18 protein-coding genes and 1 tRNA gene are annotated in these 20836 nt (G+C 71.2%); 5 read left to right on the top strand and 14 right to left on the bottom strand.

Features of this window, described 5'->3' with window-relative positions; all coding sequences use genetic code 11:
- Positions 1-4: 4 nt before the first annotated feature.
- The 5 genes from ACFXKZ_RS23920 to ACFXKZ_RS23900 form a co-directional block, all read right to left on the bottom strand.
- Positions 5-77: transfer RNA gene (locus ACFXKZ_RS23920), tRNA-Ala, on the bottom strand.
- A 177-nt stretch (positions 78-254) separates the two neighbouring features.
- Positions 255-1016, bottom strand: coding sequence for an SDR family NAD(P)-dependent oxidoreductase (locus ACFXKZ_RS23915; RefSeq protein WP_380002978.1), 762 nt, complete (start codon positions 1014-1016; stop codon positions 255-257).
- Between the two features lie 99 nt (positions 1017-1115).
- Positions 1116-1892, bottom strand: a complete 777-nt coding sequence (locus ACFXKZ_RS23910) for a glucose 1-dehydrogenase (protein WP_380002976.1) — start codon at positions 1890-1892, stop codon at positions 1116-1118.
- 111 nt (positions 1893-2003) lie between these two features.
- Positions 2004-2768, bottom strand: coding sequence for an SDR family NAD(P)-dependent oxidoreductase (locus ACFXKZ_RS23905; RefSeq protein ID WP_380002974.1), 765 nt, complete (start codon positions 2766-2768; stop codon positions 2004-2006).
- 134 nt (positions 2769-2902) lie between these two features.
- Positions 2903-4042, bottom strand: coding sequence for an LLM class flavin-dependent oxidoreductase (locus ACFXKZ_RS23900; protein ID WP_380002973.1), 1140 nt, complete (start codon positions 4040-4042; stop codon positions 2903-2905).
- A gap of 118 nt (positions 4043-4160) precedes the next feature.
- On the opposite strand from ACFXKZ_RS23900, the gene ACFXKZ_RS23895 reads away from it, so the two are divergent.
- Complete coding sequence (locus ACFXKZ_RS23895) at positions 4161-4742, top strand: PadR family transcriptional regulator (RefSeq protein WP_380002971.1); 582 nt, start codon at positions 4161-4163, stop codon at positions 4740-4742.
- Positions 4743-4862: 120 nt separating this feature from the next.
- Here ACFXKZ_RS23895 and ACFXKZ_RS23890 read toward each other — a convergent pair whose 3' ends face one another.
- The 9 genes from ACFXKZ_RS23890 to ACFXKZ_RS23850 all read right to left on the bottom strand — a co-directional run bounded on the left by ACFXKZ_RS23890 (position 4863) and on the right by ACFXKZ_RS23850 (position 13586).
- The gene (locus ACFXKZ_RS23890; protein ID WP_380003156.1) at positions 4863-5504 is read right to left on the bottom strand and encodes a histidine phosphatase family protein; all 642 of its coding nucleotides are present in this window, start codon (positions 5502-5504) and stop codon (positions 4863-4865) included.
- Positions 5501-5923, bottom strand: a complete 423-nt coding sequence (gene rsfS, locus ACFXKZ_RS23885; RefSeq protein WP_126638526.1) for a ribosome silencing factor — start codon at positions 5921-5923, stop codon at positions 5501-5503. Before rsfS ends, ACFXKZ_RS23890 begins: the two co-directional genes overlap by 4 nt.
- Positions 5924-6085: 162 nt before the next feature.
- Positions 6086-8260, bottom strand: a complete 2175-nt coding sequence (locus ACFXKZ_RS23880; RefSeq protein ID WP_380002969.1) for an LCP family protein — start codon at positions 8258-8260, stop codon at positions 6086-6088.
- Positions 8257-8859 (bottom strand): nicotinate-nucleotide adenylyltransferase, encoded by a 603-nt coding sequence (nadD, locus tag ACFXKZ_RS23875; protein WP_380002968.1) that lies wholly within the window; start codon positions 8857-8859, stop codon positions 8257-8259. The genes ACFXKZ_RS23880 and nadD overlap by 4 nt, the downstream gene beginning before the upstream one ends.
- Positions 8860-8901: 42 nt before the next feature.
- Entirely contained in the window at positions 8902-9735 is an 834-nt protein-coding gene (locus ACFXKZ_RS23870) for a carbohydrate ABC transporter permease (protein ID WP_380002967.1), read from the bottom strand.
- Positions 9732-10664 carry a carbohydrate ABC transporter permease gene (locus ACFXKZ_RS23865; RefSeq protein ID WP_380002965.1) on the bottom strand — a complete coding sequence of 311 codons (933 nt, stop codon included), beginning with the start codon at positions 10662-10664 and terminating at the stop codon, positions 9732-9734. The genes ACFXKZ_RS23870 and ACFXKZ_RS23865 overlap by 4 nt, the downstream gene beginning before the upstream one ends.
- Positions 10661-11950, bottom strand: coding sequence for an extracellular solute-binding protein (locus ACFXKZ_RS23860; RefSeq protein ID WP_380002964.1), 1290 nt, complete (start codon positions 11948-11950; stop codon positions 10661-10663). Before ACFXKZ_RS23860 ends, ACFXKZ_RS23865 begins: the two co-directional genes overlap by 4 nt.
- A 100-nt stretch (positions 11951-12050) precedes the next feature.
- On the bottom strand, positions 12051-13301 hold the full coding sequence (locus ACFXKZ_RS23855) for a TerD family protein (protein ID WP_380002963.1): 1251 nt from the start codon (positions 13299-13301) through the stop codon (positions 12051-12053).
- 135 nt (positions 13302-13436) lie between these two features.
- Positions 13437-13586: a hypothetical protein gene (locus ACFXKZ_RS23850; protein WP_170222196.1), complete on the bottom strand. Its 150-nt coding sequence runs from the start codon at positions 13584-13586 to the stop codon at positions 13437-13439.
- 159 nt (positions 13587-13745) lie between these two features.
- Here ACFXKZ_RS23850 and ACFXKZ_RS23845 point away from each other — a divergent pair, with 159 nt between their 5' ends.
- The 4 genes from ACFXKZ_RS23845 to ACFXKZ_RS23830 all read left to right on the top strand — a co-directional run bounded on the left by ACFXKZ_RS23845 (position 13746) and on the right by ACFXKZ_RS23830 (position 20630).
- Entirely contained in the window at positions 13746-14831 is a 1086-nt protein-coding gene (locus ACFXKZ_RS23845) for a M48 family metallopeptidase (RefSeq protein WP_380002961.1), read from the top strand.
- Between the two features lie 240 nt (positions 14832-15071).
- Entirely contained in the window at positions 15072-15887 is an 816-nt protein-coding gene (locus ACFXKZ_RS23840; RefSeq protein ID WP_380002960.1) for a hypothetical protein, read from the top strand.
- A 72-nt stretch (positions 15888-15959) separates the two neighbouring features.
- The gene (locus ACFXKZ_RS23835) at positions 15960-16829 is read left to right on the top strand and encodes a TIGR03936 family radical SAM-associated protein (protein WP_380003155.1); all 870 of its coding nucleotides are present in this window, start codon (positions 15960-15962) and stop codon (positions 16827-16829) included.
- A 312-nt stretch (positions 16830-17141) separates the two neighbouring features.
- Positions 17142-20630 carry an Rne/Rng family ribonuclease gene (locus ACFXKZ_RS23830; RefSeq protein WP_380002958.1) on the top strand — a complete coding sequence of 1163 codons (3489 nt, stop codon included), beginning with the start codon at positions 17142-17144 and terminating at the stop codon, positions 20628-20630.
- The last annotated feature ends 206 nt before the right edge of the window (positions 20631-20836 follow it).

The following is a 20836-nucleotide window of genomic DNA, read 5'->3' as shown; positions in this document are numbered from 1 at the left end:
TCTGTGGAGCTACGGAGAATTGAACTCCGGACCTCTTGCATGCCATGCAAGCGCTCTACCAACTGAGCTACAGCCCCGCTATTCACCTGGGTCGGATGGGCTTGCCCTCCCGACCACGAGTACTTTACACGCTCCCCCGCACCGCTTCCAAACGCCTTTCCCGGCACCGATCGTGGGTGACCGGGGATGCGCGGAGCGCGCTCGTCGAGCCGCCCCACCCACCCCCGGTCCCGGCCGAGGCCGGCCGGAGATGCCTAGAAGCTGCCGACCGGCCTGACCATCCCGGCCATGGCGCCGCCGTCGACGACCAATTCGGTGCCGGTCAGGTAGGACGCCGCGTCGGAGGCGACGAAGGCCACCACCTCGGCGACCTCCTCCGGGGCGGCGATCCGGCGCAGCGGCACGGACGGGTACTTCCCCGCGCCCTGCTCCAGCCCGACCGCGGCGATCATCGGGGTGTCGATGGTGCCCGGGTGTACCGAGTTGACCCGGATGCCGTGCTCGCCGACCTCCAGGGCGACGGTCTTGGAGAGCCCGCGTACCGCCCACTTGGTCGCGCCGTAGGCCGCGTGTCCCGGCATGCCCTCCAGGCCGGCCTGGGACGAGATGTTGACGATCGAACCGCCGCCGCGCGCCTTCATCGCGGGCAGCACGGCCTGCATGCCGTGCCAGACGCCGAAGAAGTTGACCCGCATGATCCGCTCCACACGCTCCGCCGTCTCGTCGGCGAAACCCCTGGTCCAGTAGATCGCGGCGTTGTTGACCAGGATGTCGAGACCGCCGAACGCCTCGACCGCGACGTCCACCACCGCGGCCCAGTCCGCCGGATCGGATACGTCGTGCCGGACGAAGCGCGCGGCGGTGCCCAGTTCGGCGGCCACCCGCTCACCCTCCTCCGTCAACAGGTCGGTGAGCACCACCCGCGCCCCGGAGGCCACGAACAAGCGCGCCTCGGCCGCCCCTTGCCCGCGGGCGGCCCCGGTGACGATCGCCACCTTGCCGGTCAGATCAGCCATGCCCACGCACCCCATCCACGTCGCCCACACCGTCCACGGAAACCACGCCATCCACCGGACCCGCCCCGCCCGTCCCCGAACGCGGCGCGATCACCCGCCTCACCGACCCATCACGTACTCGACCGTCGGCCCGGTGGTCCACCCGCCGTCCACCGCCAACTCCGCGCCCGTCACATAGGACGCCGCGTCGGAGAGCAGGAACGCGACGGCCGCGCCGATCTCGCTCGGCTCGCCGACCCGACCCATCGGGGTGTTCGGGTAGTTGCCCTCGCCCTCCCGGATGCCCACCGAGGACGTCATCGGGGTGTAGATCATGCCGGGGTGCACCGAGTTGACCCGGATCCGCGCCGGTCCCAACTCCACCGCGGCGACCTTGCTCATGCCGCGCACGGCCCACTTGGACGCGCCGTAGGAGCCGGTCATCGCGAGCCCCATCAGGCCCGCCGCGGAGGAGATGTTGACGATCGACCCGCCGCCGTTCGCCTTCAGGTGCGGGATCACCGCCTGCATGCCCAGCCAGACGCCGGTCAGATTGACCTTGATCACGAACTCGAAGTGTTCGAGCGTCTCGGTGTCGAACATCGCGCCGGTGGACACGCCGGCGTTGTTGACCAGCCCGTCCACCCGGCCGAACTCGGCCACGGTGAAGTCGACGACGGCCTTCCACTGCTCCTCGCTCGTCACGTCGTGCCGGTGGAAGCGGGCGTGCGCGCCGAGTGCGGCGGCCGTCTCGGCCCCTTCGTCGAGCAGATCGGTGAGGACCACCCGACCGCCGCCGTCGACGATCTGCTTGGCCGCCGCGGCGCCGAGGCCGCGGGCTCCGCCGGTGACGATGACGACCTTGTCGGTCAGATTGGGGCCCTGGAGTTCAGCCATGATGCGTTCCTTCGATCCGTGCCTGCCGACTTCTCGGCTCGCATTTGCATAGTACAACTAAGCAAATCGAAATCCGACCGAACGGTTGCCGGCCGGCCCCCGCTGCCGCCGCTACCCCTGCACCGGCGGCACGATGCCCGCCATCGAACCGCCGTCGATCACGAACTCGGTACCGGTGATCCACGAGGACGCGTCGGAGGCCAGGAACACCACCAGTTCGCCGATGTCCTCCGGCTCGCCCACCCGACGCAGCGGCACGGTGGGGAAATTGCCCGGCCCGCGCGTGAAACGGTTGCCGATCATCGGCGTGTCCACGGCCCCCGGGTGCACGGAGTTGACCCGGATCCCGTACTCGCCCAGCTCCAGGGCGGCGGTCTTGGTCAGGCCGCGGACGGCCCATTTGGAGGAGCCGTAGGCCGCGTGTCCCGGGATGCCCTGGAGGCCGGCGAGCGAGGAGATGTTCACGATCGACCCGCCGCCGTTCGCCCGCATCAGCGGCGCCACCGCCTGGATCCCGTGGAAGGTGCCGAACAGGTTGACCTTCAGGATCCGATCCAGGCCCTCCGGCGTCTCCTCCAGGATCGGCTTGGTCCACATGATCCCGGCGTTGTTGACCAGCACGTCCACCCCGCCGAACTCCCGCACGGCCAGCTCGACGACCGCCGCCCAGTCCGTCGCGTTCGACACGTCGTGCCGCACGAACCGGGCCTCGGGGCCGATCTCCTCGGCGACCCGGGCGCCCTCGTCCTCCAGCAGATCGGTCAGCACGACGCGGGCCCCGCACCGGGCGAACAATCGCGCCTCGGCCTCACCCTGACCCCGCGCCGCACCGGTGACGATCGCCACCTTGCCGGTCAGATCGATCGAGTCGCTCACGGTGATTACCTCCCAGTCGTCGGGCCCTCGGCCCGGGGTCGGCCGGATCCGGTCCTCCGCACCGGATCCGGCCGGTCGGTCTCGCCCGGGACACCGGCGCCCGCGCGCCGCGTCCCGAACGAAGTCTCGATCCCTCAGGCCCCGTACTTCGCGCGGAAGTGCGGAATGACCTGCTCCCCCCAGATCCGGATCGTCTCCATGCAGTCCGCCTGCGGAACCGTGCCCATCTGGATCAGGCACATGATCTCGTCCGCCCCCGCGTCGATCAGCTTCTGGACGTAGCCGATCGCGTCCTCCGCCGTGCCGTACGCGTGGTTCACGTTGTAGGTGGCGGTGGCGTTCACCGTGACCGGGATCTTCGCCTCGTGCAGCATCGCGACCTGCTGTTCGGCGGCCTCGTGGATGATCGCCACCTCGTCCCGGCCCTCGACCACGGCCTCGTCGGGGATGCCGGACCTGCCGCCGGAGAACCAGTGCGCGATCGACTGGGCGAAGAAGCGCTGGCCGCGCGCGCCCACCTGGCGGGCCCGGGCGCCGTCCTCGGAGACGATCGTCGGGCACAGCGCGACGAGGTGGTCGTTGGTCACCGAGGACACGAACCGCTCGCCGGTGCGCTCCTTGATCGCATCCCGGTAGATCTGGTTGAGGTTGGCCACCTCCTCCGGACCGGCGAAGCCGAGTACCAGCGCGCCGACGCCGTACTCCGCCGCCTCGACCAGGCTCGGCTGCTTGCTGCAGGCCAGGAACAGCGGCGGGTGCGGGGTCTGCACCGGGCGCGGCAGGATCGGGTGCGAGCCCTCGATGTCGAGCACGTCGCCGTGCCACACCAGCTCGTCCTGCTGCCACGCGGCGCCGATGATCCGCAGCGCCTCCTCGACCTGGGCCTTGGTCTGCTCGATGTCCACGCCGCACAGCGAGGACTCCTGGAGCGTGCCGCCGCGGGCCGCGCCGACGTCGAGCCGGCCGCCGGAGAGCGTGTCCAGCATGCCGATGCGCTCGGCGACCCGGGCCGGGTGGTTGAAGTTGAACGGCATGCAGACCGCGCCGTGGGCGATCCGGATCCGGCTGGTACGCGCCGCCACCCAGGTCAGGAAGATCTCCGGGGCACTCATGTGCGAGTACCACTTGGTCGAGTGGTGCTCCACGGCCCAGATGCGGTCGAAGCCCATGCGCTCGGCGTATACGGCCTGCTCCACGGAGTCGAGGATGACCTCACGCTCGTGTTCCGCCGTGGGGTTGGCCATCTGGGCTTCGAAGATCATCGAGAACTGCATGCCGTACTCCTGGTGCGCGAGGCGTGGAATACTTCAATTAGATATATGACGACCAGTCAGGTCAATAGCCAACTGACGTAGAATCAGAAAAAGTCGCCGCGTACCGATGGAGGCCACGATGACGGGGGATCCGCTCCCGAAGCTGCCCGCAACCGCGTGGGCCGTGCTCGGCCTCTTGTCGTTCCCGGGCGAGCGATCCGGCTACGACCTCAAGAAGTGGGCCGACGCGTCCCTGCGCTTCTTCTACTGGAGTCCGGCGCTCAGCCAGATCTACAGCGAGCTCAAGCGCCTGGAGCAGCTCGGCTTCGCCGTCTCGCGGATCGCCTCGCAGGACGAGCTGCGCAACAAGCGGCTGTACCGCATCACCGACTCCGGCCAGGAGGCGCTGGCCACGTGGGCGCGCGAGACCCCGGCGGGGCCGCCCGTGCTCAAGCACGGCGTCGCGCTGCGGGTCTGGCTCGGCCACCTCAGCGAGCCGGAGGAGCTGCGCAAGACCCTGGTCGAGCACCGCGACTACGCGGCGAGCACGCTGGTCGAGGTGCGCGCGAGCGAGGACACCGCGCAGGACCGCTGGCCGTTCCCGGCCCTGGTGCTCAAGTGGAGCGAGCGCTACTGGCAGGCCGAGCGCGATCTCGCCGACGGCATGCTCGCCGACCTGGAGGACCTGTACCGCAAACAGGGGGGCGAGGCCGCCGGGTGAGGACTCGGCGAGACGACGGCGGGACAACGCACGGGATGAAGCGGGAGACGAAGCGAAAGCGGTCCCGGAGCCGGGTGTGAACCCGGCGCCGAGACCGTCACATGTCTCGCGTCGCGACCGTCAGACGTCGTCCCCGATGACCGGTTCCGGCAGCGTCCCCGCGTTGTGCTCCAGCAGGCGCCATCCCCGGGCTCCCGGGCCGAGCACCGACCAGCAGCAGTTGGACAGCGCGCCCAGCGCGCCCCAGGTCTCCCGGGGCAGGCCCAGCAGCGCGCCGAGGCCGCAGCGGATCGCGCCCCCGTGCGAGACCACCACGAGCGTGCCGTCCTCGGGCAGCTTCTCGACCGCGAGGCCGATCGCCTCGGCCATACGCTCGGCGACCTCGCTCTCCAGCTCGCCGCCGCCGCGCCGGACCGGTTCGCCGCGTCGCCAGGCGGCGAACTGCTCGGGGAAGGTCGCCTCGATCTCGCGATTCGTCAGCCCCTGCCACTCGCCCGCGTAGGTCTCACGCAGTGCGGGGTCCAGGGTGACCGGCACGTCGACCAGCCGGGCCAGCTCCGCCGCGGTGTCCACGGTGCGGGTCAGGTCGGAGGACACGATCGCGTCCGGGCGCAGCGCCGCAAGCAGTCGGGCCGAGCGCCGGGCCTGGGCCAGGCCCTCGTCGGTCAGCGGGATGTCGGTCTGGCCCTGGAAACGCCGCTCGACGTTCCACGTGGTCTGGCCGTGCCGCCACAGCAGGACCCGGCGGCCGGTGCCGCTCAGAGCGCGCCCTCCGCCGCCCCCGCCGCCTCGGCGGCCCTGGCCTGCTCGTTGCCGCGCAGCACCGCTTCCGGCAGCTCGATCCGCGGGCAGTCCTTCCACAACTTCTCGAGCGAGTAGTAGGCCCGCTCCTCGGCGTGCTGGACGTGCACCACGATGTCGATGTAGTCGAGGAGGATCCAGCGCCCTTCGCGCTCGCCCTCGCGGCGGACCGGCTTGGCGCCGAGCCCGCGCAACGCTTCCTCGACCTCGTCCATGATCGCCTTGACCTGGCGGTCGTTGGACGCGGAGGCGAGCACGAACACGTCGGTGATCGTGACCACCTCGCTCACGTCGTAGGCGACGACGTCGGTGGCGAGCTTCTCTGCACATGCCACGGCAGCCGCGGTGGCGAGCTCCAGGGCGTGGGGGGTTGCGGTCACGATTCGCTTCCTGCGGACGACAAGGGGATTACCGTTCAGGGTCTCACACGCGGGGCGTGCGACGGCGACCCGTTATTTCCCGACCGGCCCGGCCGAAGCCGACCCGGCCCGCTTCCCGGCTCACCGGTCCACGCGGGACCGGCGGGCCGGGAAGCACCGCCGCTACGGCTTGGGCGCTTCGAACGTGTAGTCCTGGCCGAGCGTGACCACCACGTCCGCCAGCATCTCCCCCGTCGCCTTCTTCACCGACGTCGGCGGCAGGTGCAAAGTCAGCGCGGCCTGTTCCGCGTCGACCTTGCGGGCGTCGTTGGAGTACTGCACGACCGACGTCGGCTGTGCGCGCTTGCCCGACGCCCCGCCGGGGACGTACGTGACGCCCGCGTTCAGCAGCTTGGCGTGCGCGTCCTCCTGGGCACCGTTCTTGCCGCTCGCGTCCTCGACCATCACACGCGCCGGACCCGCCTCGACCCGGCCCTGGCGTACGGTGCCGCCCAGCAGCTCACGCACGATCGGGACGGCGGCGTTGACGTCCAGGATGCCCTCCGGCGACACCGGCAGCGCCCGGACCTGCAACAGCTTCGCCTGGGTCGCCTTGGCCAGGTTCGCCAGGAGGGTGCTGAGCTTGTCGTCCGGCAGCGAGGGGTCCGGCAGGTTCGCCATGTTGGCGAGCAGCGTCAGGACCGCGTCGGGCTGGGTCGGGAACGCGGTCAGCAGGCCCTGGAGGACCCGGCCGAACCGGTCGCCGGTCACCGTCGGCGACTCGCCCGGCTGCTTGTACGTGGCGAAGGCCAGCGCCGCGACCCCGTTCGCCGGGTTGCGGCCCTGTCCGACCAGGACCTTGCCGTCCTGGCCCTTGATCTCGACGTCGGCGTTGAGCTGGATGCCGCCCGCGAGGTCGACCAGGCCCTGCAGGACCGGCTCGGAGACCACCCAGGAGCCGTCCAGCTTGACCCCGAGCAGGTCGGACAGCGCGTCCCGGGACGCGCCGGGGCCCTCGTCGGCCATCAACTGGCCGAGCGGGAAGGAACTGTTGTCGGAGTTGACGATGGTGACCGAGGAAACGCTGACCATGGACGCGGTGTTCTTCGCCGGGTCGACGGTGAGCAGCGCGTTGGCCGAGGCGCGGCCGTCCTTGCCGCGCAGTTGCACCAGCACGCCGCCGTTCTTGCCCGGCGCGGCGACCTTCTTCTCGTCCCGCAACCAGGTGTCCCAGGCAAACCAGCCGCCGACACCGAGCAGCGCCACCGCGATCACCACGACGAGGGCGATCAGCCGGGTCCGGATCGCCCGGCGCTTCTCGTCCCGGCGCTCGGAGCGCGTCTCGGCGAAGGAGAGCCAGTCGATGACGTCCTCGGCCTGCTCGCTCTCGTCGTCGACGAAGGCGAACTCGTCCGAGCCGTAGCCGGGCCGTCCCGGCCGCCCCGGACCCGGACGACGCGTCCTCGGCGGCGGCACCCGGCCGTCCCCGGTCGAGCCGGCCCCGGCCCTCGTGGCGGACGAGCCGGCGGCGGGCGGGGCGGACGCGGCCGAGTCGGCCTTCGCCTCCGTGGACCGCGCGCGCGACGGCCGCACCGGCGTCGACCCGGCCGCGACCCCGATCGAGGTCGGGTCCGTACCGGCCACCGGCACCGACGCGGCCGACCCGGGCCGGCTCGCGGGCACCACGGGGGGCGCGGGCGGCGCGGCGGCGGCGGGGGGCTGCTCGTAGTACGCGGTGGGCTGCTGCGGTTCGGGGCGACCCTGCTGCCCGTCCGGGTATCCGCCCGGGTTGCCCTGCTGTGGATACGCCTGGCCCGAAGGGGCCGCCGGATCGTAGGCGTTGGGGTTGTACGCGTTCGGGTCGTAACCGGCGTTCGGGTCGTACGCGTTGGCGTCGTAGCCGCCGGAGGTGTAGCCCGTGGAGTCGTAGGTGCCGGGGGCGTACGCACCGGGCGCGTAGGCGCCGGCGTTGGGGTCGTAGCCCGTGCCGTAACCACCGCTCTGGTCGTACGTCCCCGCGACCGCGCCCTGGCCGTAGCCGTTCGGGTCCTGACCGGGGTTCGCCGCCGGATAGGCCCCGGACCCGTACGCGTTCGCGTCGTAACCACCCGTGCCGTAACCGGCGTTCGGGTCGTAGGCCGCGTTCGGGTCGTAACCGGCGTTCGGGTCGTACGGGTATTGCTGCGGCGCGAAGTTCACCGGCTCGAGACCCTCGGGGCCCGATCCGGCAGGCGGTTGTGCGGGGTATCCCGGGTGTCCGCCGTCGCCCCGCCCCGGGCCGTACGGTTCCTGCGCCTGCCCGCCGTCCCCTCGCTCGGTGCCGTAAGGCTCCCACTCGCGCCGGTCGTCGTTGCTCACGAAGCTCCCCGGTACAGCCCCCGCTTGCTGATGTATTGAACGACCCCGTCCGGTACCAGGTACCAGACCGGATCGCCCCCGGCCACCCTTGTACGGATGTCGGTCGACGAAATGGCCAGTGCGGGGACCTCCACCAGGCTCACGCCGCCGTCCGGGAAACCCGGGTCGGACAGAGTGTGCCCCGGACGGGTGCAACCCACGAAATGCGCGAGCTCGAACATCTCGTGCGCGTTGTGCCAGGAGAAGATCTGGGACAGCGCGTCGGCGCCGGTGATGAAGAATATTTCGGTGCCCTCGGGCGAGGACTCGCGCAGGTCGCGCAGGGTGTCGAGGGTGTACGTCTCGCCCGCGCGGTCGATGTCCACCCGGCTCACCGAGAACCTCGGGTTGGAGGCGGTGGCGATCACCGTCATCAGGTACCGGTCCTCGGGCGAGGACACGTCCTGCGCGGACTTCTGCCACGGTCGACCGGTCGGCACGAACACGACCTCGTCGAGCCCGAACTGGCCCGCCACCTCGCTCGCGGCGACGAGGTGCCCGTGGTGGATGGGATCGAAGGTGCCGCCCATGACACCGACACGTCTGTTCCGCTCGCTCATGGCGCGAGAATCTATCGTTCCGCGCTCCCCGAGCGCGCGCCCCTACTCCTTGACCGCCCCCGAGGTGATCCCCGCGACGATCCGCTTCTGGAAGACGAGCACCAGGATGATCACCGGAATGCTCACCACGACGGAGGCCGCCGCGATCGCGGCGGTGGGCTGCTGGAACTGCGAGGCACCGGTGAAGAAGGCCAGCGCGGCGGGCACGGTACGGGAGTTGTTGGTCGAGGTCAGCGACACCGAGAAGACGAAGTCGTTCCAGGCGAAGAAGAACACCAGGATCGCGGTGGTCACCACGGCCGGCACCGCCATCGGCGCGATCACGTAGCGAAACGCCTGCCACGCGGAGGCGCCGTCGATCCGCGCGGCGTCCTCCAGGGCCCACGGGATCTGTTTGAAGAACGAGGTCAGCGTCCAGATCGACAGCGGCATGGTGAACGACAGGTAGGGCAGGATCAGCCCGATCCAGGTGTCGAACAGGCCGATCGAGCGCCACATGTCGAACAGCGGGCCGACCACCGCGATGGTCGGGAACATCGCGATCGCCAACGCGCCGAGCAGGATCAGCCGCTTGCCCGGGAACTCCATCCGCACGATCGCGTACGCGGTGCCGGTGGCGCAGGCGACCGCGATCGTGGTGGCGATCAGCGAGATACCGATCGAGTTGCGCAGCGCGTCGGTGAAGAGGTTGTTGCGAAAGACCGTGCGGTAGTTGTCCAGACTCCAGGTCTTGGGCAGGAACTGCGCGTTGTTGATGTCGTCGCCGCCCTTGAAGGACAGCGAGAGCATCCAGGCCAGCGGGAGCACGGTGATCCCGATCACCACGACGCTGACCAGGGTGCGTACACCCTCGCGGGCCGGGCTTGGCTGACTCACGCGGGGCTCCCGAGCTTGCTCACGTCGGTACGGAAGAGCTTGATGAACAGGAACGCGATCAGCAGCACACAGGCGAACAGCAGTACCGAGATCGCCGAACCCAGGCCCAGGGCCGTGCGGCTGACCAGTTGGCGGTAGGCCAGGAAGGACACCGTCTCGGTGTCGTTGGCGCCGCCGGTCATCACGAAGACCGAGTCGAAGATGCGGAACGCGTCCATGGTCCGGAACAGCAGCGCGACCAGGATCGCCTGCTTCATGATCGGCAGGGTGACCCGGGTGAGCCGCTGCCACGGCCCCGCGCCGTCCACGCGCGCGGCCTCGTGCACGTCCGGGGAGACCTGGATCAGCCCGCCGAGCAGCAGCAGCGACATGAACGGCGTGGTCTTCCAGATCTCCGAGAGGGCGATCACGAACAGCGCGGTCCAGCGGTGGTCGAACCAGGCGACGTCGGTGCCCAGCCAGTCGTTGACGAACCCGGTGGACGGGTCGAACGCGTAGCGCCAGGCGTAGGCGGAGACGACCGTGACGATGCCGTACGGGATCAGCACGATGGTGCGCAGCGTGCGGCGCAGGTACAGGGCGCGCTGCATCAGTTGGGCGAGGCCGAAGCCGATCACGAACTCGACCGAGACGGTGAGCACGGTCAGCGCGAGGGTGGTCCACACGTCGGTCCACCACAGCGGATCCTTGAGCACCACCCAGTAGTTCGACAAACCCGCGAACGAGTTGGCGTCGGGCGTGGTCAGCCGCTTGTGGAAGAGCGAGAGCCACGCGGCGTCGACCAGCGGCGCGATCGCGACCGCGAGCATGATCAGCACGGCGGGCGCGGACAGCAGCCATCCGGTGCGGCGCATGCGCTGCGCGTGGTCGAGCTGCTTCCGGGGCTTCCTGTGCCGAGGCGCGGTGCGGGTCGCGGATGCCGTGCTCACAGCAGCACCTTGTCGTGCAGGACCCCGGTGATGAGGTCGTCGGTGGCGCGGGGGGCGGAGTTCGGGTCGACGTCGGCGGGCGGGTGGTACTCGCGCTGCACCGACGCGGAGACGTCGTTGTAGTAGGGCGTTCGCGGACGCGGGCCGGCCTGGTCGAGGGACTCCTTGATCAGATCCGCCATCGGCAACGCCGCGCGTACGCCCGGATCGTCGTAGGCGGCGGCCCTGGCCGTGGTCTCCTTCGACTCCAGCATGTAGGTGATCTGGTTCTCCAGGGTGCCCGCGCAGCGCACCGCGCTCACCGCCTCGGCGGCGTGTTTGCCGTATCGGCTGACGCCCAGTGAGATCCCGCCGAACGGCGGCTTGGACGGCTTGTCCGGGTCGGTCTGCGGGTAGCGCGCCCAGCCGTAGTCGTCCAGCACCTCACGCGAGAGTTGGCCGCCGGCGACCGCCTCGGCCGCGGCGCCGCGCGCGTATGTCCAGTTGATCATGAAGCCGCCGGAGTCGGACTGGAACACGGTCCGGGTGTCGTCCTCGATCGAGGTGGCCAGGTTGGCCGGTGCGGCGGAAGAGCGGCCGAGGCGGCGCATCACCTCGGCGGCCCGTTTGCCCACGCCGCCCTCGCGCAGTGCGGGCTTCAGGTCGACGCCCTTCTCCACGTCCCGCACGATCGCCCCGCCGGCGCCGGTGACCAGGCCGTTGACCCAAACGGTCAGGCCCTCGTAGCGCTTGGCGGGCACCGCGACGGTCTTGTGCGTCTTCTCCGCGGCGGTGATCAGGTCGTCCCAGCCGATCGGCCGGGTGAGGTCGAGTCCGGCCTCGGCAGCCACCGACTTGCGATACCACAGGAGTTGGGTGTTGGCCCGGAACGGCGCGGCAACCAGTCGGCCCCGCCACCCCGAGGACTCCACGGCGCTGCTCAGCATGCCGTCGGTCAGTGTCGGGGCCTCGGCCGCCGTGAACGGGCGCAGGAAGCGCGCCTCGGCGAACTCCGGTACGAAGACGGGGTCGAGCGCCATCACGTCGATCGAGGAGTCCTTGGCGGCAAGCCGGCGCACCAGTTGCTCGCGCTGTCCGGACGCGTCGGTGGGCAACACCGAAACCTTGACCCGATAGGCGCCGCCGGACGCCCGGCTGCACCGGTCGGCGAGCTTTTGATAGGCCCCGTTGTCCGGCGGTACGTACCAGTTCAGCTCGGGCGGCCCCGAACCGCCGCCCCCGCACCCGACGACGACGGAGGCGACCAACGCGAGCGCGACGGCCAGGAGCCCGTGACGACGAGGCATGTGGTTCACCTGATCAGCAGATCAAGGAACCGACCCCGATTCCGCCAACTCCCCCGAATGGTGGCGTGTCGGTGTCGGGAGGTGCGGGGGCGCCGCCGGGTCAGTCGGGGATCGTGGCCAGGGTCCAGGCGCCGTCGGCCTCGATCTCGATCAGGCAGGGGCCCTTGGGCAGGATCGACTCGCCCTCGTAGTCGCCGATCACGTTGGCCAGGGTGCCGAGATATGCCTCGTCGTCGCCGTGTTCGGTGAAGGTGCCGACGATGAAGTTGCTGCCGCCGGCGTGCGTCATCGCGAGCACCGTGCGCGGGCCGGCCCAGCGCACCGTCTCGGGGCCGCTGCCCTCCAGCCGGTCGGTGAGCGGCCGGGCGGCCTCGGGGGTGAGCAGTCGCACGGTCCACGCGCCGTCGGCCTCGATCTTCAGGCGCGAGGTACGTGTGCCGCGCTCGTCCACCAGTGCCCGGCTCCGGTGCACGCCGATCGTGTTGGCCAGGAGCTTGTCCGTCTCCAGGTCGGCGTCCAGCGTCCAGACCACGAAGTTCTCGGTGCCCCGGGCCTCCAGCTCGACCAGGAAGGGGCCGGCGTCGACGGGGCGCTCGATGGAGAGGACCCGGTCGCCGCGGCCCTCGTACTCGACGGCGGGGGCGGGGCGGGGCGAGAGCGGGCCGGCGTCGGCGGGGTCGGGGGCGGGCGTGGCTTCCGATTCCGGCAACTGCTCGGCTGGGGGCGCCGGTTCGGCCGCGATGTCGACCGAGGCGGCCGGCGCGGGTTCGGCGTCGGACCCTTCGACCGGTTCCGGTTCCGGTTCCGGCTCGGCGTGCACCGCCGTGTCCGGTACCACCGGGTCCGCCATCGCCGCGGCCGTGAACAGCGCCTGGTCGGGCTCCGCGCCCAGGTCCCGCACCAACTGGTCCAGGCCCGCCTCGTAGCCCTGTCCCACCGCGCCGAACCGCCACCCGTCCCGCCGGTAGACCTCGGCCAGGATCAGCGCGCGCTCCCGGGTCAACTCGCCCACCGGCAGCACGAATCGGCCGATCTCGCCGTCGGCGCCGAGCAGGCGCAACAACGACCCGGCGCCGAACCCCGGCGCCTGCGCGCCGATCGCGAACACCAGCCGGTCCACCGCGTCGTCCACGGCGGACAGGTCCAGGTGGAACTCGGCGGTCCCGGTCCCGCCGGCCACGAGCGCGACCGCGCTCGTCAGCGACGCGGGCCGGGCGGTGCAGACCACGTCCAGATCCGCCGTCCCGAGGCTGAAGCAGTACGCGGCCAGGCCCTCGCCCGACACGTCGAACTCCACCCTGATGGCCGAATCGTCCAGCCTCGTCTTCTCGCCCATGGCGAACGTACGCATCGAGCCCTCCCCGGCCTCCCCTGACCTGGCGTCACCTTAACGCGCATGACGAAGCGCCGGGCGGCAACGGGGCACCCGGCGCGGACAGGGAGGTTCGACGAACCGGACGCGGCCGTCCGGGTTCGGACCGAGGGCTCAGCGGTCCTTGTTGAAGCGCGTCACGACGAACAGCAGGATGAGCAGCGTGGCCAGCGCACCGATGCCGGCACCCAGCGCGTTCAGGTTCTCGTGCTTGCCGCTCTCGTTGGCCAGCGTGGTGAGGACGGTCGTGGCGTGCTGGGTCATCCGTGGTCAGCCCTTGCGTAGTTTTTGCCGACGTGTGCGGACGACATCGTACGGGCGCGGAGGGTGAGGCGCGCGGCCAGGTTCCGGGGATGACCCTCTGCCCCGGGGCGTGGACGCGCCTAGGGTGGAGGCGGATTGCTCGAGGCTAGGGGGCGCAGCATGCCGGACGACAAGACGATCGGACCGTTCGAGGGACGCCGACGATTCCCCGGGATCTCCTCCCGGGCCTACGAACACCCCTCCGATCGCGCCGCGCTGGTGGCGATGCGCCGGCTCAGCGGTTTCGATCTCGTGCTCAAACAGGTGTCGGGATTGGTGTCCGAGCGGGCGTTCCGACTCGCCTTCCTGGCGGGTTCGGTCCGGGTGGGCGAGCAGCAGTTCCACCGCCTGCACGAGATGGCCCGCGAGTCGGCGTACATCCTGGATCTGTCCACCGTGCCGGAGCTGTTCGTCACCCAGGACCCGCAGCCGAACGCGATGGCGATCGGCATGGACAAGCCGTTCATCGTGGTCACCTCGGGTCTGGTCGAACTGCTCGACGACGACGAGATGCGCACGGTCATCGGGCACGAGATCGGGCACATCCTGTCCGGACACGCGGTATACCGCACGATGTTGCTGATTCTGACCCGATTCGCCGCCGCGCTGTCCGGAATCCCGCTGGGCACGATCGGCGTGCACGCGATCATCACCGCGTTGCAGGAGTGGTTCCGCAAGTCGGAGTTGTCCTGCGACCGGGCGGGCCTGCTGGTCGGTCAGGACCCCGAGGTGTCGATGCGCGCGCTGATGAAGGTCGCGGGCGGCTCGCAGCTGCACGAGATGAGCACCGACGCGTTCCTGGAGCAGGCTGCCGAGTACGAGGGCGCCGGCGATCTGCGCGACAGCGTGCTCAAGTTGATGAACCTGCTCGGGCGTTCCCACCCGTTCCCGGTGGTCCGGGTCGCCGAACTGCGCAAGTGGGCGGACGGGGACGACTATCGGCGGATTCTGGCCGGTGAGTATCTGCGTCGCGAGTACGACCCGAACGCGTCGGTGCGCGAGGAGGTCAGGGCCTCGGCAACCGCCTACCGCGAGTCCGTACGCACCACCACGGACCCGCTGTTCGGCCTGTTGCGCGACCTCGCCGACGGCGCGGTGGACGCGGGCGGCAAGCTCCGGGACCGGTTCACCGGCCGCCGCGACGAGCCGGGGGCGACGCCGGACGGTGGTCCGCCGCCGACGAGCGGGGGCAAGCGGGCGGAGTGACCCGGGAGCGGGGCCGGGTCGGCTTGCGGGCCGAGGGAGTGGCCCGCGTGAAGTCGCCCGGGTGAGGTGGCTCGCTCTCCCTATATATAGGCGCCACACAGGCCACACCCGTGAACACACCGGCGACCGGGGCGGCCGGGCGACCACCGCCGGCAGCACTGTCAAGTAGTCGGATAGTCACATAAAGCAGCAATGCCGGTCCCGCCTCCCCGCCGGGGGCGGGACCACTAATCTTCCCGGGTGACTGCAAACGGGGAGCAACCGGATCGGGTGCCGTGGCAGCCGTCCCGCGAGAATCCGCCACCGGGCCGGTCGGAGCCGCCGGCCCGGCAACAACACGCGGACCACGCCTACCCGCCGCGCACCGGCCCCGAGCCGGGCGAGGGTTGCCTGTACACGGTGGTCCGCTGGCCCGCCCGGATCATCGCGCTGATCATCGTGGTCCCGCTGCGTCTGCTGTGGGAGTTGGTGCGGCTGATCGGCAGGGGAATCAAGTTCCTGTTCTGGGACTGGTTCCTGCGTCCGATCCTGCGGGGGCTGAAGAAGCTGCTGTGGGACTGGTTCCTGTACCCGGTGCTGAGCTTCGTCGGCCGCTACATCCTCGTCCCGCTCGCCAACGCCCTCGCATGGGTGTTCACCCGGCTGATCCACCGACCCCTCGCCTTCCTGTTCCGCTACCTCCTGCTCGTGCCCGGCGCCTGGTTGTGGCGGCACGTACTGCGGCCGATCGGGCGCGCGACGCTGCTCGCCCTGCGGTTCGCGTGGGACGTCTCCACCGCGGTGCTCAACTTCCTGATCGTCCGGCCGCTGTCCTGGTTGTGGCGCGCGGTGCTGGTTCCGATCGGTCGCGGCATCGCGGTGCTCTGGCGGCATCTGGTGGTGCTGCCGGTTGCCTGGGCCTGGCGCAACGTGCTCACGCCGATCGGCAGGGCCATCCGCGCCGTATGGCGGGTGCTGGTCGTGGCGCCGTGCCGCTGGGTCGGTCGAGCCATTCTCCGGCCGATCGGCAGGGCCACGTCAGAGGTGCTCCGAGCCCTCGGAATCGGGGGGCGCTGACCCGACCCGTCCCATGGCCGTAGGCTTGGACCGACTTCTGCCCATCCATCTCGAGTCAAGGACTGAGCGAAACTGGCACGACGTACGCCCGAGGGACCGCCGCCCGCGCCGACGGTCCAGCGACTGCGCCTCCGGTACACCAAGCGCGGCCGCCTCCGGTTCACCAGCCACCGGGATTTCCAGCGCGCGTTCGAGCGGGCCCTGCGTCGGGCGGAAGTGCCGATGGCCTACTCCGCCGGTTTCACCCCCCACCCCAAGGTGTCCTACGCGGGAGCGGCGCCCACCGGCGTCGCCAGCGAGGCCGAATATCTCGAGATCGGCGTGGCCACACACTGTGACCCCGCCCGTCTGCGGGATCTGCTGGACGCGTCGCTGCCGAGCGGTCTCGACATCGTCGAGATCGTCGAGGCACAGGGCGGCAACCTCCCCGAGCGCCTGGAGGCGTCGGTCTGGGAGCTGGCCCTGGACGGGGTCGCTCGCGAGGAGGCCGAGCGCGCGGTCACCGCGTTCCTGGCCGCCGAGACCGTCGAGGTCCAGCGGATGAGCAAGAACGGAATGCGCACATTCGACGCCCGTGAGGCGGTGATCGCGCTGACCGTCACCACCCCCGACGCGAACGACGCAGGTCACCAGGGTGTCGATGCGGGTAGTACCGCACCCTGTGCGATACTGCGACTGGTTGTCCGGCACACCACACCCGCCGTTCGACCCGACGACGTTCTGTCCGGTCTTCGCACGGTCGCCGAACTTGTGACGCCCACCGCCGCCGCGGTCACCCGCCTGGCGCAGGGGCCGCTCGACGCCGCGACCGTTTCGGTGACCGACCCGCTCGCGCCCGACCGCGCGACATCGGCGGTGGAGCACACCTCGCAGGGGGGCGAGGAACTCCGAACCGGCCCGCAGGGCGGTGCAGAACCCGTCGTCGAAGCCTCGAATCGGTGACGACCGGGTACACGAGGCCCAAGGCTTGAATTTCCGACAGACTTATCGCCCGGATCACGGCCGCAAGGCCGGGACCGGCGAGTGAGAGAGAAGCTTCCGCGCGGCGCCCTGCGTTGGAGCGCCCGGAAGCGTGACGGGAGACAGACCCGCATGCTCGACACCGAGCCCAACGACACGCCTGAGACATCAGGTACTTCCGGGGTGGTAAACCCCGGTACCGACAACGACAGCAGTACGAAGGACGACACGGCCACGACGTCGGCACCCCGCCGCCGTCGGCGCGCCGCCAGCCGTCCGGCCGGACCGCCGAGCGTGCCCTCTCCCGAGGCCGCGCCGGTTCCGGCTGCCGTGACGCCCGAGGCGCCCGCGCCCGCCGACGAGGAGGAGCCGGAGGTCGACGAGACCGCACCGGTCGACGCCGCGCCGGAACCCGAGCCGGAGCCGGAGCCCGAGGCACCGCGACGGACGCGGCGTACCCGCAAGCGGGTGACCGCGCCGGTGACCGACACGGCCGCGATCGCGGCTGCGCCGACGGAGGCGGTAGAGGCCGCGCCGGCGGAGGTCTCCGCCGAGGCCGCCGCGCCGGCCGAGGAGGAGGCGCCGCGTCGGGTCCGGCGGACCCGCAAGCGGGCCGCCGTCGCGCCCGAGGCGGTCCCGGAGGAGGTCGCGCCCGAGCCTGTCGCCGAAACCGCGCGGGCCGCGCAGGTCTCCCGGGCCGCGGAACCCGCGCAGCCCGCGCAGGCCGAGGCCCCGCAGGCCGAGGCCGAGGAGGCGCCGCGACGGACCCGGCGTACCCGCAAGCGTGCGGTGCCGGCCGTCGAGGAGGCCGAGGCGACGCCCGTCGCCGAGGTCGCGCCGGTGGTCGAGGCCGAGCCCGAGGCAGCCGCCGAGCCGGTGGCCCCGTCGTCCCGGCGCAAGACGCCGCCGCCGGTCTTCCAGCCGCTGTTCCAGGCCCCGCAGGCGGCGGTCTTCGCGGCGCCGCAGCGTGCCGCCGAACCGGTCGCCGCGCCGGCCGAGAGCACCGCCCCGGCCGAGCCGGAGACCACGCCCGAGGAGCCGCGCAGCCGGCGTCGCCGACGCCGCGCGCTGCCGGTGGACGAGGTGCACGGCGCGGCCGAGGCCGAGCCGCAGGACTCGCGCTACCAGGACGAGCAGGAGCGGCACCCGGGCCGCGCGGTCGCCACGGCCGAGCCGGTCGAGCCGACCGAGGAACCCGAGGGCGCCGAGGCGCACGAGGACGAGACCGACGGCGACCGCCCGACCCGTCGCCGCCGGCGCGGTGGCCGACGCCGCCGCGGTCGCGGTGACGACGGCGCCGAGGACCACGGCTCCGACGAGGACGACGAGCACCGCATCGAGGGCGTCGGCGACGGCCCCGACGAGGACGCCGACCCCGACGACCCGGGCGACGCCGGCGCGACCACCAGCAGCCGCCGTCGCCGGCGGCGCCGTCGTCGCGACGGGGCCGCCGACGAGCCCGCCGCCGAGCCGCAGGACGATCCCGAGCGCACCGTGGTCAAGGTCCGCGAGCCGCGCAAGCGCGACGTGCTCGCCGACAGCCCCACCGACGAGGTGCAGGGCGTCAAGGGCTCGACCCGTCTGGAGGCCAAGAAGCAGCGCCGCCGCGAGGGGCGCGAACAGGGCCGCCGCCGGGTGCCGATCATCACCGAATCGGAGTTCCTGGCCCGCCGCGAGGCGGTCGAGCGGGTCATGGTCGTGCGCCAGAACGGCGACCGCACCCAGATCGGCGTGCTCGAGGACGACGTGCTCGTCGAGCACTACGTGAGCCGCAGCCAGGACACCCAGTCCGCCTACGTCGGCAACGTCTACCTGGGCAAGGTCCAGAACGTGCTGCCGTCGATGGAGGCCGCGTTCGTCGACATCGGCAAGGGCCGCAACGCGGTGCTGTACGCCGGTGAGGTCAACTTCGAGGCGGCGGGCTTCAGCGGTCCGCGCCGGATCGAGGCCGTGCTCAAGCCCGGCCAGTCGGTCCTGGTCCAGGTCACCAAGGACCCGATCGGCCACAAGGGCGCCCGGCTGACCAGCCAGGTCTCGCTGCCCGGTCGCTACCTGGTGTACGTGCCCGAGGGCACCATGACCGGGATCAGCCGCAAGCTCCCGGACACCGAGCGGGCCCGGCTGAAGACCATCCTCAAGAAGATCGTGCCGGAGAACGCGGGCGTCATCGTGCGCACCGCCGCCGAGGGCGCGACCGAGGAGGACCTGACCCGCGACGTGACGCGGCTCCAGGCCCAGTGGGAGGACATCAAGAAGAAGTCCAAGATGATCACGACCAGTTCGCCCTCGCTGCTGTACGGCGAGCCGGACATGACGGTCCGGGTCATCCGCGACATCTTCAACGAGGACTTCTCCAAGCTGATCGTCTCGGGCGACGAGGCGTGGGGCGTCATCCACGAGTACGTCGGCCACGTGGCCCCCGACCTGGCCCCGCGCCTGTCGCGGTGGACCAGCGAGGTGGACGTCTTCGCGACGTACCGCATCGACGAGCAGCTGATGAAGGCGCTGGACCGCAAGGTCTGGCTGCCCAGCGGCGGCTCGCTGGTGATCGACCGCACCGAGGCGATGGTCGTGGTCGACGTCAACACCGGGAAGTTCACCGGTCAGGGCGGCAACCTCGAGGAGACCGTCACCCGCAACAACCTGGAGGCGGCCGAGGAGATCGTCCGCCAGCTCCGGCTGCGCGACCTCGGCGGAATCATCGTCGTCGACTTCATCGACATGGTCCTGGAGGCCAACCGCGATCTGGTCCTGCGCCGGCTGATGGAGTGCCTGGGCCGGGACCGGACCAAGCACCAGGTCGCCGAGGTGACCTCGCTCGGACTGGTCCAGATGACCCGCAAGCGGGTCGGCCAGGGTCTGCTCGAAGCCTTCTCGGAGAACTGCGAGCGGTGCAACGGGCGCGGCGTGATCGTGCACATGGACGCGCCGGAGACCAAGGGCCACGGCAACGGCGGACACACCCACGGCGGCAACGGCGCGGCGAGCGGTGGTGGGCGGCGCAAGCGCAACAAGGGCCACGCCGACCGCAACGGCAGCGGGCCGATCACCGAGATCGTCGAGACCGACGAGTCGGTCGAGCGGGACGTGCCGGAGTTCGACGAGGTCGTCGAGGTGCCCGCGGTCGCCGAGGCGTTCGAGGACGTCGAGATCGTCGAGGTCGCGGAGCCGGCCGAGGTCGTCGACGCCGACGAGGTCGTCGAGGCGGAGATCGTGCCGGAGCCGGTGGCGCCGGTCGAGGTCGTCGAGACCCCGGTGGCGGAGGCCCCCGAGGCCGAGGCCGCGGTGATCGAGGGCGCGGAGCTACCGGCCGAACCGGTCGCGGCGGCCGAGCAGGCCGACGAGACCGAGGAGGCCCCCGCGCCGGCCAAGCGGGTGCGCAAGGCCGCCGCCAAGAAGACGGCCGCCAAGAAGACCGCGGCCAAGACCACGGCGGCGAAGAAGACCGCCGCCAAGGCGCCCCGGAAGTCGGCCAAGAAGGTCGCCGCCGAGGCGGCCGAGGCCGAGGCGACGGAGTCGGCCGTGCCCGAGGTCGCACCCGAGGCGGCGCCCGAGGCCGCACCGGCGGCGCCCGCCAAGGCGCGGAAGGCGACCAAGCGGGCCGCGAAGACCGCGGCCACCGCCGAGCCGGCGACCGAGGCTCCGGCCGAGGCCGAGCCCGCCAAGCCGGCCAAGGCCGCCGCCAAGCCGCGCAAGACGTCGCGGCGCGCGACCCGGCCCGCCGGCCCGCCGGAGGGTGCCGTGGACGGCGCCGAGCCGGTATCGGCGGCGAGCGGAAGCTGAGCTGTACCGGGTCCGCTCCGGGGTGGTATCCCCGGGGCGGACCCGTTTGGCCTTCGGCCCCGGGCATCCTGTAACCTTTGCCCTTGGTGTGCTTAGGCACAGGCTCCTGAGCAACCACCCTCCGGATCGCAAGCTTCGGAGGAGGCCCCCGATTTCTGTTCGGTGTGGCTGGCTTCAGGGGCTCGGACCCTGCAGAGAGAGAGATC

This window comes from Embleya sp. NPDC059237 (assembly GCF_042754105.1).
Classification (GTDB): domain Bacteria; phylum Actinomycetota; class Actinomycetes; order Streptomycetales; family Streptomycetaceae; genus Embleya.
Note: the sequence above shows the minus strand (reverse complement) of the source record. Positions and strands in the feature narration are given on the sequence as shown.

Excerpts from the sequence above, each read along its gene's own strand:
- ACFXKZ_RS23915 (WP_380002978.1), bottom strand. The coding sequence starts at position 1,016 with ATGGCTGATCTGACCGGCAAGGTGGCGATCGTCACCGGGGCCGCCCGC.
- ACFXKZ_RS23910 (WP_380002976.1), bottom strand. The coding sequence starts at position 1,892 with ATGGCTGAACTCCAGGGCCCCAATCTGACCGACAAGGTCGTCATCGTC.
- ACFXKZ_RS23900 (WP_380002973.1), bottom strand. The coding sequence starts at position 4,042 with ATGCAGTTCTCGATGATCTTCGAAGCCCAGATGGCCAACCCCACGGCG.
- ACFXKZ_RS23895 (WP_380002971.1), top strand. The coding sequence starts at position 4,161 with ATGACGGGGGATCCGCTCCCGAAGCTGCCCGCAACCGCGTGGGCCGTG.
- nadD (WP_380002968.1), bottom strand. The coding sequence starts at position 8,859 with ATGAGCGAGCGGAACAGACGTGTCGGTGTCATGGGCGGCACCTTCGAT.
- ACFXKZ_RS23860 (WP_380002964.1), bottom strand. The coding sequence starts at position 11,950 with ATGCCTCGTCGTCACGGGCTCCTGGCCGTCGCGCTCGCGTTGGTCGCC.
- ACFXKZ_RS23855 (WP_380002963.1), bottom strand. The coding sequence starts at position 13,301 with ATGCGTACGTTCGCCATGGGCGAGAAGACGAGGCTGGACGATTCGGCC.
- ACFXKZ_RS23850 (WP_170222196.1), bottom strand. The coding sequence starts at position 13,586 with ATGACCCAGCACGCCACGACCGTCCTCACCACGCTGGCCAACGAGAGC.
- ACFXKZ_RS23845 (WP_380002961.1), top strand. The coding sequence starts at position 13,746 with ATGCCGGACGACAAGACGATCGGACCGTTCGAGGGACGCCGACGATTC.